A 13,914-nucleotide genomic window follows, 5' to 3' on the forward strand; every position below is an offset into this window, starting at 1 on the left:
AAACTGGATGAAGGTCACCGGCTGGCCGCACTCTGGCAGGCGCTGCCGGAAGAACTCCGCTTAAGTCCGCATCGTTATCTGGCGACAAACAGTCCGCAGGGGCCGTGGTGGCTGCTCGGCTGGTGTGAGCGGGTGCCGGAAGCGGATGAGGTGCTGCCTGCGCCGCTGCCGCCGTACCGGGTACTGACCGGGCTGGTGGACCGCTTCGGGCGCACACAGACGTTCCACCGCGAAGCCGCCGGTGAATTCAGCGGCGAAATCACCGGCGTGACGGATGGTGCCGGGCGTCACTTCCGGCTGGTACTGACCACGCAGGCGCAGCGGGCAGAAGAAGCCCGGCAGCAGGCCTCTTCCGGCGGGACGGAACCGTCCGCTTTTCCTGATACCCTGCCGGGTTACACCGAATATGGCCGGGACAACGGCATCCGTCTGTCTGCCGTGTGGCTGACGCACGACCCGGAATACCCGGACAACCTGCCAGCCGCGCCGCTGGTGCGCTATGGCTGGACGCCACGCGGCGAACTGGCGGCGGTGTATGACCGCAGCAATACACAGGTGCGCAGCTTTACTTACGATGATAAATACCGGGGCCGGATGGTGGCGCACCGTCACACGGGCCGACCGGAAATCCGTTACCGTTACGACAGCGACGGGCGGGTGACAGAGCAGCTTAACCCGGCGGGCTTAAGCTACACCTACTGTTATGAGCAAAACCGCATCACCATCACCGACAGCCTGGACCGCCGTGAAGTGCTGCACACGCAGGGCGAAGGCGGGCTGAAGCGGGTGGTGAAAAAGGAACACGCGGACGGCAGCGTCACGCAGAGTCAGTTTGATGCGGTGGGCAGGCTTAAGGCACAGACGGATGCCGCAGGCCGGACAACAGAATACAGCCCGGATGTGGTGACGGGACTCATCACGCGCATCACCACACCGGATGGCAGGGCATCGGCATTTTACTATAACCACCACAGCCAGTTAACGTCAGCCACCGGGCCTGACGGGCTGGAAATGCGCCGGGAATATGATGAATCCGGCCGTCTGATTCAGGAAACCGCCCCTGACGGCGATATCACCCGCTACCGTTATGATAATCCACACAGTGACTTACCCTGCGCAACGGACGATGCCACCGGCAGCCGGAAAACCATGACGTGGAGCCGTTACGGCCAGTTGCTGAGCTTCACCGACTGTTCCGGTTATGTAACCCGTTATGACCATGACCGTTTCGGGCAGATGACGGCGGTGCACCGCGAGGAAGGGCTGAGTCAGTACCGCGCATACGACAGCCGTGGACGGTTAATTGCCGTGAAAGACATGCAGGGCCATGAAATGCGGTATGAATACAACGCCGCCGGTGACCTGACCGCCGTCATTGCTCCGGACGGCAGCAGAAACGGGACACAGTACGATGCGTGGGGAAAGGCCATCCGTACCACGCAGGGCGGTCTGACGCGCAGTATGGAATACGATGCTGCCGGACGGGTCATCCGCCTGACCAGTGAAAACGGCAGCCACACCACCTTCCGTTACGATGTACTCGACCGGCTGATACAGGAAACCGGCTTTGACGGCCGCACACAGCATTATCACCACGACCTGACCGGCAAACTTATCCGCAGCGAGGATGAGGGTCTGGTCACCCACTGGCACTATGACGAAGCAGACCGCCTCACGCACCGCACCGTGAAGGGTGAAACCGCAGAGCGGTGGCGGTATGACGAACGTGGCTGGCTGACAGACATCAGCCATATCAGCGAAGGGCACCGGGTAGCGGTGCATTACAGGTATGATGAGAAAGGCCGCCTGACCGGTGAGCGTCAGACGGTGCATCACCCGCAGACGGAAGCACTGCTCTGGCAGCATGAGACCAGACACGCTTACAACGCGCAGGGGCTGGCGAACCGCTGTATACCGGACAGCCTGCCCGCCGTGGAATGGCTGACCTACGGCAGCGGCTGGCTGTCAGGCATGAAGCTCGGCGACACACCGCTGGTGGATTTCACCCGCGACCGCCTGCACCGGGAAACGCTGCGCAGCTTCGGCCATTATGAACTCACCACCGCTTATACCCCTGCCGGGCAGTTACAGAGCCAGCACCTGAACAGCCTGCAGTCTGACCGCGATTACACCTGGAACGACAACGGCGAACTCATCCGCATCAGCAGCCCGCGCCATACCCGGAGTTACAGCTACAGCGACTCCGGCAGGCTGACCGGCGTTCACACCACGGCAGCGAACCTTGATATCCGCATCCCGTATGCCACGGACCCGGCAGGTAACCGCCTGCCCGACCCGGAGCTGCACCCGGACAGCACCCTCAGCATGTGGCCGGATAACCGTATCGCCCGTGACGCGCACTATCTTTACCGGTATGACCGTCACGGCAGACTGACAGAGAAAACCGACCTCATCCCGGAAGGGGTTATCCGCACGGATGATGAGCGCACCCACCGGTACCATTACGACAGTCAGCACCGGCTGGTGCACTACACGCGGACACAATATGCAGAGCCGCTGGTCGAAAGCCGCTATCTTTACGACCCGCTGGGCCGCAGGGTGGCAAAACGGGTATGGCGACGTGAACGGGACCTGACGGGCTGGATGTCGCTGTCACGGAAACCGCAAGTGACCTGGTACGGCTGGGATGGCGACCGCCTGACCACGATACAGAACGACAGAACCCGCATCCAGACGATTTATCAGCCGGGGAGCTTCACACCACTCATCAGAGTTGAAACTGCCACCGGTGAACTGGCCAGAACGCAGCGCCGCAGCCTGGCGGATGCCCTTCAGCAGTCCGGCGGTGAAGACGGTGGCAGTGTGGTGTTCCCGCCGGTGCTGGTGCAGATGCTCGACCGGCTGGAAAGTGAAATCCTGGCTGACCGGGTGAGTGAGGAAAGCCGCCGCTGGCTGGCATCGTGCGGCCTGACGGTGAAGCAGATGCAAAACCAGATGGACCCGGTGTACACGCCGGCGCGAAAAATCCACCTGTACCACTGCGACCATCGCGGCCTGCCGCTGGCGCTTATCAGCACGGAAGGGACAACAGCGTGGTACGCAGAATACGATGAATGGGGTAACCAGCTGAATGAAGAGAACCCGCACCAGCTGCAGCAGCTCATCCGCCTGCCGGGTCAGCAGTATGATGAGGAGTCCGGCCTGTATTACAACCGCCACCGCTATTATGACCCGCTGCAGGGGAGGTATATCACTCAGGATCCGATTGGACTGAAGGGGGGATGGAATTTTTATCAGTATCCGTTGAATCCGGTTCAGTATATAGATTCAATGGGACTGGCATCAAAATATGGACACTTAAATAATGGCGGATATGGAGCGAGACCCAACAAACCGCCTACGCCCGATCCAAGTAAATTGCCAGACATAGCGAAACAATTAAGACTGCCATATCCTATTGACCAGGCCAGTAGTGCGCCTAATGTTTTCAAAACATTCTTCAGAGCATTAAGCCCTTACGACTACACACTGTATTGCAGGAAGTGGGTAAAACCAAATCTGACTTGTACGCCACAGGATGATCCCCAGTATCCAGGGATGGATACAAAGACAGCAAGTGATTACCTGCCACAGACAAATTGGCCAACAACTCAATTACCACCAGGATATACTTGTGCAGAACCCTATTTATTCCCAGACATTAATAAACCCGATGGGCCAGCAACAGCAGGGATAGATGATTTGGGTGAAATTTTAGCTAAAATGAAACAGAGAACATCGAGAGGAATAAGAAAATGAAAAGAGTTTTGTTCTTTTTGCTGATGATATTTGTTAATTTTGGTGTTATAGCTGATTGCGAAATACAAGCTAAAGATCATGATTGTTTTACTATTTTCGCTAAGGGTACTATTTTTTCCGCGTTTCCTGTCTTAAATAATAAAGCCATGTGGAGATGGTATCAGAATGAGGACATCGGTGAGTATTATTGGCAAACAGAACTGGGTACATGTAAAAATAATAAATTCACACCAAGCGGGGCGAGACTCTTAATTCGTGTCGGGTCACTACGCCTTAATGAAAATCATGCCATCAAAGGAACGTTGCAGGAGTTGATAAATACAGCAGAAAAAACGGCGTTTCTCGGCGATCGGTTTAGAAGTTATATAAGAGCGGGTATCTATCAAAAAAAGAGCAGTGATCCAGCTCAGTTGTTGGCAGTCCTTGATAATTCAATCATGGTTAAATATTTTAAAGATGAGAAGCCAACTTATGCTCGAATGACAGCACATCTCCCGAACAAAGATGAGTCTTACGAATGTTTAACAAAAATACAGCATGAACTGCTTCGTAGTGAAGAAAAATAAAACATCTTCCTGAGAGAATAAATTAACCATTCGGAAAAACATGTTCTTAATGGATATCCAGGTACACCAGAAGGTCGATTTGGAAAAATGGATTCCGATGGTAAGAATATCATATATTCTGAATGTAATGTTTTACCCACAGCTTTTGAGATTCGATAGGTGTAGAACATGAGAAACTCACTAATATTACTTATTATGATATTGTTTACAATATCATAACAAGTATTTGGAAAAGAAAATCCAGTGGAAATTTTAGTAAATAGTCGTGAAATGGCTTTGGAATTATCATATGTTTACATTAAATATGTATACGGGAAAGAAAAAGCAGAATTTCAGAAACCATATAGTATTACAGATGACAATAATTGTTGGAAAATCGAGGGAAAACAACCGAAGACTTTAGGAGGAAATTTTACAATACTAATAGCGAAAAAAGATGGGCAAGTGTTGAATGTAATACACACAAAATAATCCACTGTACAGTCGATTCAAATATTTTACCAAGGTGTGTTTCGTAACAATTTTGTGTACAATATGACTCTACATATCGACGAAAAAACCACTTGATTTGACAGGAACACATTCAAAAAAATTTCTTTTTTCATTTCAGGAGCGATTTTCATCTGTTACTTGAAGTATCTGTGAGATTAAGTGACTCCCCCTAACGTCGTACTAAATAGTAATTACTGGCCATACCGGGAGCAGTATTCGGCGCTCCCCACATGCAGCAGAATAACCGCATCAGCGAAGATGTATTGTATTTTTACTATCACAATGTGTACGGACGGTTTATGGAAAAGAATGAACATTAGATACGCGATGCGGCGGCAGGTTACACGGTTATCACTACGATAGCCAATACTGGTTGGTGCATTACCGCCGTGAACAATAGGACGCTGTACTGCTGGAAATTTCTTACCTTTATGACTCCCCGCGCCGCCGTATCGGGAAACGGGAAGCAATCACAGGGAAAGATCATCAGAAGTTCACTTTTTGTACTAAATAATTCGCATTTTATGTTTAAAAATTGAGATATTCCTCATTACCTGAAGCTGTTTTTTATTGCTTATACATGATCAAATACTCCTTACATAATTAAGGAGAACAAAATGGAACTTAAAAAATTGATGGAACATATTTCTATTATCCCTGATTACAGACAAGCCTGGAAAGTGGAGCATAAATTATCGGATATTCTACTGTTGACTATTTGTGCCGTTATTTCTGGTGCAGAAGGCTGGGAAGATATAGAGGATTTTGGGGAAACACATCTCGATTTTTTGAAGCAATATGGTGATTTTGAAAATGGTATTCCTGTTCACGATACCATTGCCAGAGTTGTATCCTGTATCAGTCCTGCAAAATTTCACGAGTGCTTTATTAACTGGATGCGTGACTGCCATTCTTCAGATGATAAAGACGTCATTGCAATTGATGGAAAAACGCTCCGGCACTCTTATGACAAGAGTCGCCGCAGGGGAGCGATTCATGTCATTAGTGCGTTCTCAACAATGCACAGTCTGGTCATCGGACAGATCAAGACGGATGAGAAATCTAATGAGATTACAGCTATCCCTGAACTTCTTAACATGCTGGATATTAAAGGAAAAATTATCACAACTGATGCGATGGGTTGCCAGAAAGATATCGCAGAGAAGATACAAAAACAGGGCGGTGATTATTTATTCGCTGTAAAAGGAAATCAGGGGCGGCTTAATAAAGCCTTTGAGGAAAAATTTCCACTGAAAGAATTAAATAATCCAGAGCATGACAGTTACGCAATGAGTGAAAAGAGTCACGGCAGAGAAGAGATCCGTCTTCATAATGTTTGCGATGTCCCTGATGAACTTATTGATTTCACGTTTGAATGGAAAGGGCTGAAGAAATTATGCGTGGCAGTCTCCTTTCGGTCCATAATAGCAGAACAAAAGAAAGAGCCAGAAATGACGGTCAGATATTATATCAGTTCTGCTGATTTAACCGCAGAGAAGTTCGCCACAGCAATCCGAAACCACTGGCACGTGGAGAATAAGCTGCACTGGCGTCTGGACGTGGTAATGAATGAAGACGACTGCAAAATAAGAAGAGGAAATGCAGCAGAATTATTTTCAGGGATACGGCACATTGCTATTAATATTTTGACGAATGATAAGGTATTCAAGGCAGGGTTAAGACGTAAGATGCGAAAAGCAGCCATGGACAGAAACTATCTGGCGTCAGTCCTTGCGGGGAGCGGGCTTTCGTAATCTTGCCCTGGAATGCTGACAGATAAGAATGATTGTGCCAGAATTGAAGCTATAAGCGGACTGGCAGAAAGAAAAGATAATCGTGTTATAACTGCTATAATTTATGAACTGCAAAAAAACATAATTTTTGATGAAGTTATTATTTTGGCAGGTATTTTAGGTGATATTAAACTACATCCTATTCTAAAAAATATATTAAATGAATTTAATGATGAGGATGTCATTGGCAATATAAAGTCAGCAATACAACAAATTATAAAATATAATTGATGGTGAAATATGCAGCGGTACTACCAATCGGTCAAGTATTCGCTGCTTTGATGATGATGTAAAATGATTGTTTTTGAACTGGATATAACAGCTTGGTAGGGAAGAAAGCATAACCCCACAAAATTCATTTACCATCGTCTACACTTACTCCTGTAAACCGTTCAGGAGCAGTAATGAATCTACAACGATTTGATGACAGCACCCTTATCCGCATTTTTGCTTTGCAGGAGTTACACCGTCTTAAAGAGCGAGGCTTAACGCGCGGGGCGCTTCTCGATTATCACAGCCGCTATAAACTCGTCTTTCTGGCGCATTCCCAGCCGGAATACCGCAAACTTGGCCCGTTTGTGGCTGATATTCATCGGTGGCAAAATCTGGATGACTATTACAACCAGTACTACCAACGCGTAATTGTTTTGCTTTCTCATCCTGCCAACCCGCGAGATCACACCAACGTTTTGATGCACGTTCAGGGTTATTTTCGCCCGCATATTGATTCCACAGAACGCCAGCAGCTGGCAGCGCTTATCGACAGTTATCGCCGTGGCGAGCAACCGCTTCTTGCGCCGCTGATGCGTATCAAACACTATATGGCGCTTTATCCTGACGCCTGGCTTTCAGGGCAGCGTTATTTCGAACTTTGGCCGCGTGTGATTAACTTGCGCCATTCAGGAGTTTTATGACTACCCATCTGGTCTGGTTTCGCCAGGATTTACGTCTGCACGATAATCTCGCGCTGGCTGCCGCCTGCCGCAATTCGTCTGCACGCGTGCTGGCGTTGTATATCGCTACACCACGCCAGTGGGCGGCGCATAATATGTCGCCGCGTCAGGCTGAACTTATCAATGCTCAACTGAACGGGCTACAAATCGCGCTGGCGGAAAAAGGTATTCCTTTATTGTTCCGTGAAGTGGATGACTTTGTCGCCAGCGTCGAATTAGTTAAACAGGTGTGCGCGGAAAACAGCGTTACTCATCTTTTTTATAACTATCAGTATGAGGTGAATGAGCGGGCGCGGGATGTGGACGTTGAAAGAGCGCTGCGTAACGTGGTGTGTGAAGGATTTGATGACAGCGTGATCCTGCCGCCGGGGGCGGTGATGACTGGCAATCACGAGATGTACAAAGTCTTTACGCCTTTTAAGAATGCCTGGCTGAAACGGCTGCGGGAAGGGATGCCGGAGTGCGTCGCTGCACCAAAAGTTCGTAGTAGCGGATCGATAAAGCCCGCGCCATCCATTACGCTAAATTATCCTCGTCAGTCTTTCGATACTGCGCATTTCCCGGTGGAAGAAAAAGCGGCGATTGCGCAATTACGCCAGTTTTGCCAGAACGGTGCCGGAGAGTATGAGCAACAACGAGATTTTCCGGCAGTGGAAGGCACCAGCCGTTTGTCCGCCAGCCTGGCAACGGGCGGGTTATCACCTCGCCAGTGTTTGCATCGCCTGTTGGCGGAACAGCCGCAGGCGCTGGACGGTGGGGCCGGTAGTGTCTGGCTTAATGAGCTGATCTGGCGCGAGTTTTACCGTCACCTGATAACGTATCACCCCTCGTTGTGTAAACATCGTCCATTTATTGCCTGGACGGATCGTGTGCAGTGGCAGAGCAATCCCGCACATTTACAGGCCTGGCAGGAAGGCAAAACGGGATACCCGATTGTCGATGCTGCCATGCGTCAGCTTAACAGCACTGGCTGGATGCATAACAGGCTACGGATGATTACAGCCAGTTTTCTGGTGAAAGATTTGTTGATCAACTGGCGCGAAGGCGAGCGATATTTCATGTCGCAGCTGATTGATGGTGATTCGGCAGCCAATAACGGTGGCTGGCAGTGGGCGGCTTCTACGGGTACTGATGCAGCGCCGTATTTTCGTATTTTCAACCCGACAACCCAGGGCGAGAAATTTGACCGCGAAGGCGAGTTTATCCGCCAGTGGCTACCGGAACTGCGCAATGTACCGGGGAAATCGGTGCATGAGCCGTGGAAGTGGGCTGAGAAAGCAGGTGTGAAGCTGGATTATCCGCAACCGATAGTCGAGCACAAAGAGGCGAGAGTACAAACGTTGGCAGCGTATGAGGCGGCGCGGAAGGGGAAATAACAGACGCGTCAGGCAATCGAGCCCAGATGCCGGATGCGGCGTGAACGCCTTATCCAGCCTACAAATTTTTGCAAATTCAATAAATTGCAGGAAATACGTAGGCCTGATAAGACGCGTCAAGCGTCGCATCAGGCATCGGTGCTGGCCTGTTAAGATTCCAGCGCCAGCGCGCGGTTTCTGAATTTCAGCGCCTGATACAGCCAAATCATCAGTACCACTCCTACACACGCCAGTGCGCCCCAGGTAATTTGATCAAATACTTCAATATATGCATTGATGGAGTAGTTGATCGCCCCGGAAGCATCAAACGAAGCCTGCGATGTCTGATCGGCAATCACGCCCGCCAGATAGTTCGCAATCGCGCCGGAAAGCAGCATATAAATGCCGGTTAATACGCCGGTCACACCGGGGATTTCAATGCGCGTAATCTGCGACATAGCAACCGGGTCGATAAACAGTTCCGCAAAGCCCATCACCGCCAGGCCTAATACCATCAGTGGCAGAGAAGAGTGACCATACATTGCGGACCAGCGGGCGCTTAAGGTCAGAATGCAGAATCCGGCGCTCATCAGGCCAAGGCCAAGAGCAAATTTTCCCCAGATGCGCACGGTACGATTACCCGCGACACTCTCTTTTACCACCCACGCCAGGAACACACCGCACAGCATAACTGCGAAGGCATTAATCGACTGGAACATCGCGGTCGGAACGGTATAACCAAACATATCGCGGTTAACGAAGCGGTCGATATAAAGGCTAATCGAGCTACCGCCCTGTTGTGCGAAGGCCCAGAACAACATACTGAAGAAGGTGAGCGTCACAATCAGCCCCAGCTCCTTACGCTGTTTCTGGTTTTCTGCTTTGCGATAAATTTTTGCCAGTACACCCAGGCCAATGATAGTCGCGACAATCAAGGCGTATACCGACCATTCTTTCCAGAACAGTACGGTAATCAGCGCAGGCGTTGCCACCAGCAGAACCAGCAGCCATCCCCAGTTCGGCAGCAGAAAGTTTGTCGCACGCAGTACTTTTTTGTTAACGCCGCGGGTATGTGTGAAATGACGATTGCCACATAAGAAAATAACCAGACCCGCGATCATACCCACCGCCGCCAGGCCAAAGCCCATCGCCCAACTGTACTCTTCCTGGGCGTAGCCACAGGCAATAGGTGCGATAATAGACCCCACGTTACCCGCTGCATACATCAGCGAGAAACCGCCATCACGACGCGGATCGGTTGGCTCATACAGCTCGCCGAGCAGGCAACTGACATTGGATTTAAACAGACCATAGCCACAAACGATTATCGCCAGGGACAGATAGAGGAATGACGGATGGATCTCACTTGCACCCAACACCACATGACCGATCGCCATCAATAACGCCCCCAGCATCACCGCCATGCGATTGCCGAGAACTTTATCCGCCAAAAAGCCACCGAGGATTGGCGTGACATACACCAGCGAACAGTAGGCGCTAAATAACTCGTAGGCGTGAGTATCGTTGTATTTTAGTTGATTGGTGAGATAGAGAATCAGCAGGGCACGCATGCCGTAAAAGCTAAAATATTCCCAGATTTGCAGCGCAACGACATAGTAAATAGCGCGCGGTTGTGATGCGTGTTTATTCATAATAATTCCACAATTGACGGCAACGTCACGTAATAGTTGCGCGGCGTGCTTGTGTTTCCTTAAAGTTAAAACTTTGATACAGATCTGATTATTTATGCAATATGCTGTCTGATTGCATAAATATACATTAGCTGAAGCGTGATGATATAAACAATTTGCGTCTTTTGGCGTCGGGTTTGTTTCTTAATATGTCAAAAGATTGGCTATCGACGAACAGGCGAGGTAACGCTATGTTAACGGTGTAGCTATCAGAATACGGAAGGCGCGAAGATGAAAAACACCGAACTGGAACAACTGATTAACGAAAAACTGAACAGCGCGGCGATTAGTGATTACGCGCCGAATGGTTTGCAGGTGGAAGGCAAAGAGACGGTGCAAAAAATTGTTACCGGTGTCACTGCCAGCCAGGCTTTGCTCGATGAGGCAGTGCGTCTGGGCGCGGATGCGGTCATTGTGCATCATGGCTACTTCTGGAAAGGCGAATCTCCGGTCATTCGCGGCATGAAGCGTAACCGTTTAAAAACGTTGCTGGCGAATGATATCAACCTGTATGGCTGGCATTTGCCGCTTGACGCACATCCTGAGCTGGGCAATAACGCACAGCTGGCGGCGTTACTGGGGATTACGGTCATGGGCGAAATTGAGCCGTTGGTGCCGTGGGGCGAACTGACCATGCCTGTACCGGGACTGGAGCTGGCTTCCTGGATTGAAGCGCGTCTGGGACGTAAGCCGTTATGGTGTGGCGATACCGGACCTGAGGTGGTCCAGCGCGTCGCCTGGTGCACGGGCGGCGGGCAAAGTTTTATCGATAGCGCCGCGCGTTTTGGCGTGGATGCTTTTATTACTGGCGAAGTTTCTGAACAGACCATTCATTCAGCCCGCGAGCAGGGATTGCATTTTTATGCTGCAGGTCACCATGCCACTGAACGTGGTGGTATTCGCGCATTGAGCGAGTGGCTGAATGAAAATACCGATCTTGATGTGACCTTTATTGATATTCCTAATCCTGCATAACGAATAATCAGAGGGATCGAAAGTGCAACGAGCGCGTTGTTATCTGATAGGTGAAACGGCGGTAGTGCTGGAACTGGAACCGCCGGTGACGCTGGCTAGCCAGAAACGGATCTGGCGACTGGCGCAGCGTCTGGTGGATATGCCGAATGTGGTTGAAGCCATTCCCGGCATGAACAATATCACGGTGATTTTGCGTAATCCTGAGTCGCTGGCGCTGGATGCCATAGAGCGTTTGCAACGCTGGTGGGAGGAGAGCGAGGCCCTGGAACCTGAGTCTCGCTTTATTGAAATTCCGGTGGTTTACGGTGGTGCAGGCGGACCGGATTTGGCGGTGGTCGCGGCGCATTGCGGGTTGAGCGAAAAACAGGTTGTTGAATTGCACTCCTCCGTGGAATACGTGGTCTGGTTTTTAGGTTTTCAACCGGGCTTCCCGTATCTCGGGAGTTTGCCGGAACAACTACACACGCCACGGCGCGCTGAACCGCGCTTGCTCGTTCCGGCAGGTTCTGTCGGGATCGGCGGGCCGCAGACTGGTGTTTATCCGCTGGCAACGCCGGGTGGCTGGCAGTTGATTGGTCATACCTCACTCAGCCTGTTTGATCCGGCGCGTGACGAACCCATCTTATTACGTCCGGGAGACAGCGTGCGCTTTGTACCGCAAAAGGAGGGAGTATGCTGAAGATTATTCGTGCGGGCATGTATACCACTGTGCAAGATGGCGGTCGTCACGGTTTTCGCCAGTCGGGTATCAGCCACTGCGGCGCACTGGATATGCCTGCGTTACGCATTGCTAACCTGCTGGTGGGTAATGACGCCAATGCCCCCGCGCTGGAGATCACGCTCGGTCAGTTAACGGTTGAGTTCGAAACTGATGGGTGGTTTGCTCTGACGGGTGCCGGTTGCGAAGCGCGGCTGGATGATAATGCCGTCTGGACCGGCTGGCGATTGCCGATGAAAGCAGGCCAGCGTTTAACGCTTAAACGCCCGCAGCACGGGATGCGCAGTTATCTGGCGGTCGCGGGTGGTATTGATGTTCCGCCGGTAATGGGGTCATGCAGCACCGATCTCAAAGTGGGGATTGGCGGGCTGGAAGGCCGTTTACTGAAGGATGGTGACCGACTCCCGATTGGCAAAGCGAAGCGTGATTTTATGGAAGCGCAGGGCGTTAAACAGCTGCTGTGGGGCAACCGCATTCGCGCCTTGCCGGGGCCGGAATATCATGAGTTCGATCGCGCCTCGCAGGATGCATTCTGGCGTTCGCCCTGGCAGCTTAGCTCGCAAAGTAACCGCATGGGCTATCGCTTACAGGGGCAAATTTTAAAACGCACCACCGATCGCGAACTGTTATCTCACGGTTTGTTACCGGGCGTGGTGCAGGTGCCGCATAACGGGCAGCCCATTGTGTTGATGAACGACGCACAGACCACCGGTGGTTACCCGCGTATTGCCTGTATCATTGAGGCTGATATGTACCATCTGGCGCAAATTCCGCTCGGTCAGCCGATTCATTTTGTCCAGTGTTCACTGGAAGAGGCACTGAAAGCGCGGCAAGATCAGCAACGTTATTTTGAACAATTAGCGTGGCGGCTGCACAATGAAAATTGACCTGAACGCCGATCTGGGCGAAGGCTGCGCCAGCGACGCAGAGCTATTAACGCTGGTTTCCTCTGCCAATATTGCCTGTGGATTTCATGCAGGCGATGCGCAAACCATGCAGGCTTGCGTGCGTGAAGCAATAAAAAATGGTGTCGCGATTGGCGCTCATCCGAGTTTTCCCGACAGGGAAAATTTTGGTCGCAGCGCTATGCAGCTGCCGCCAGAAACCGTTTACGCCCAGACGCTGTATCAAATTGGTGCGCTGGCAACGATTGCCCGTGCGCAAGTCGGTGTAATGCGTCATGTCAAACCGCATGGCATGTTATACAACCAGGCGGCGAAAGAGGCTCAACTGGCAGACGCCATCGCCAGAGCGGTATACGCTTGCGATCCGGCATTGATTCTCGTCGGGCTGGCGGGAAGCGAGCTGATTCGTGCAGGCAAGCAATATGGCCTGACAACGCGCGAGGAAGTGTTTGCCGATCGCGGTTATCAGGCTGACGGCTCGCTGGTGCCGCGAAATCAGCCAGGCGCGTTGATTGAAAACGAAGAACAGGCGTTGGCGCAAACGCTGGAGATGGTGCAACACGGCAGAGTCAAAAGTATCACCGGCGAATGGGCAACGGTCACGGCGCAAACGGTCTGCCTGCATGGCGACGGCGAGCACGCACTGGCGTTCGCCCGCCGACTACGCTCTACATTTGCCGAAAAGGGGATTGTTGTCGCAGCATAAT

General features: G+C 51.2%; 12 protein-coding genes. 11 read left to right on the forward strand and 1 reads right to left on the reverse strand.

Translation table 11 applies throughout. From position 1 onward, the window contains the following. The 7 genes from ACJHW7_RS00005 to phrB all read left to right on the forward strand — a co-directional run. On the forward strand, nt 1–3,759 hold a 3,759-nt coding region (locus tag ACJHW7_RS00005; protein ID WP_410233557.1), incomplete at its 5' end, for an RHS element core protein. After that, complete coding sequence (gene ybfC / locus ACJHW7_RS00010; protein ID WP_021556595.1) at nt 3,756–4,325, forward strand: protein YbfC; 570 nt, start codon at nt 3,756–3,758, stop codon at nt 4,323–4,325. The genes ACJHW7_RS00005 and ybfC, both read left to right, overlap by 4 nt. A gap of 243 nt (nt 4,326–4,568) precedes the next feature. After that, nucleotides 4,569–4,796, forward strand: coding sequence for an NTF2 fold immunity protein (locus tag ACJHW7_RS00015; RefSeq protein WP_000404862.1), 228 nt, complete (start codon nt 4,569–4,571; stop codon nt 4,794–4,796). Nucleotides 4,797–5,434: 638 nt separating this feature from the next. Continuing rightward, nucleotides 5,435–6,571 (forward strand): ISAs1-like element ISEc1 family transposase, encoded by a 1,137-nt coding sequence (locus ACJHW7_RS00020; RefSeq protein WP_040234609.1) that lies wholly within the window; start codon nt 5,435–5,437, stop codon nt 6,569–6,571. A 12-nt stretch (nt 6,572–6,583) separates the two neighbouring features. Next, nucleotides 6,584–6,841 (forward strand): hypothetical protein, encoded by a 258-nt coding sequence (locus ACJHW7_RS00025; RefSeq protein ID WP_000954499.1) that lies wholly within the window; start codon nt 6,584–6,586, stop codon nt 6,839–6,841. Between the two features lie 173 nt (nt 6,842–7,014). Next, on the forward strand, nt 7,015–7,524 hold the full coding sequence (locus tag ACJHW7_RS00030) for a YbgA family protein (protein WP_001053307.1): 510 nt from the start codon (nt 7,015–7,017) through the stop codon (nt 7,522–7,524). Then, nucleotides 7,521–8,939, forward strand: coding sequence for a deoxyribodipyrimidine photo-lyase (gene phrB, locus ACJHW7_RS00035; protein WP_021556596.1), 1,419 nt, complete (start codon nt 7,521–7,523; stop codon nt 8,937–8,939). Before ACJHW7_RS00030 ends, phrB begins: the two co-directional genes overlap by 4 nt. A gap of 149 nt (nt 8,940–9,088) precedes the next feature. On the opposite strand, the gene dtpD is transcribed toward phrB, so the two are convergent. Then, entirely contained in the window at nt 9,089–10,570 is a 1,482-nt protein-coding gene (dtpD, locus tag ACJHW7_RS00040; RefSeq protein ID WP_001032697.1) for a dipeptide permease DtpD, read from the reverse strand. A gap of 270 nt (nt 10,571–10,840) precedes the next feature. Here dtpD and ybgI point away from each other — a divergent pair, with 270 nt between their 5' ends. From ybgI to pxpA, 4 genes are read left to right on the forward strand one after another with little or no spacing between them, the layout of a single operon-like run. After that, a complete protein-coding gene (gene ybgI, locus ACJHW7_RS00045) occupies nt 10,841–11,584 on the forward strand; it encodes a radiation resistance protein YbgI (protein WP_000798871.1) in 744 nt (247 codons plus the stop codon). Nucleotides 11,585–11,606: 22 nt separating this feature from the next. Further along, a complete protein-coding gene (gene pxpB, locus ACJHW7_RS00050; RefSeq protein WP_001188343.1) occupies nt 11,607–12,263 on the forward strand; it encodes a 5-oxoprolinase subunit PxpB in 657 nt (218 codons plus the stop codon). Continuing rightward, nucleotides 12,257–13,189, forward strand: coding sequence for a 5-oxoprolinase subunit PxpC (gene pxpC, locus ACJHW7_RS00055; protein ID WP_000912716.1), 933 nt, complete (start codon nt 12,257–12,259; stop codon nt 13,187–13,189). Before pxpB ends, pxpC begins: the two co-directional genes overlap by 7 nt. Further along, nucleotides 13,179–13,913, forward strand: coding sequence for a 5-oxoprolinase subunit PxpA (gene pxpA, locus ACJHW7_RS00060; protein ID WP_021556597.1), 735 nt, complete (start codon nt 13,179–13,181; stop codon nt 13,911–13,913). Before pxpC ends, pxpA begins: the two co-directional genes overlap by 11 nt. Nucleotide 13,914 lies beyond the last annotated feature (1 nt).

The sequence above is a fragment of the Escherichia sp. WS1152 genome (assembly GCF_046487665.1).
Lineage (GTDB): Bacteria > Pseudomonadota > Gammaproteobacteria > Enterobacterales > Enterobacteriaceae > Escherichia > Escherichia coli.

Coding starts and splice junctions, on each gene's coding strand:
- ybfC (WP_021556595.1), top strand. CDS start 3,756: ATGAAAAGAGTTTTGTTCTTTTTGCTGATGATATTTGTTAATTTTGGT.
- ACJHW7_RS00020 (WP_040234609.1), top strand. CDS start 5,435: ATGGAACTTAAAAAATTGATGGAACATATTTCTATTATCCCTGATTAC.
- ACJHW7_RS00025 (WP_000954499.1), top strand. CDS start 6,584: ATGCTGACAGATAAGAATGATTGTGCCAGAATTGAAGCTATAAGCGGA.
- ACJHW7_RS00030 (WP_001053307.1), top strand. CDS start 7,015: ATGAATCTACAACGATTTGATGACAGCACCCTTATCCGCATTTTTGCT.
- phrB (WP_021556596.1), top strand. CDS start 7,521: ATGACTACCCATCTGGTCTGGTTTCGCCAGGATTTACGTCTGCACGAT.
- dtpD (WP_001032697.1), bottom strand. CDS start 10,570: ATGAATAAACACGCATCACAACCGCGCGCTATTTACTATGTCGTTGCG.
- ybgI (WP_000798871.1), top strand. CDS start 10,841: ATGAAAAACACCGAACTGGAACAACTGATTAACGAAAAACTGAACAGC.
- pxpC (WP_000912716.1), top strand. CDS start 12,257: ATGCTGAAGATTATTCGTGCGGGCATGTATACCACTGTGCAAGATGGC.
- pxpA (WP_021556597.1), top strand. CDS start 13,179: ATGAAAATTGACCTGAACGCCGATCTGGGCGAAGGCTGCGCCAGCGAC.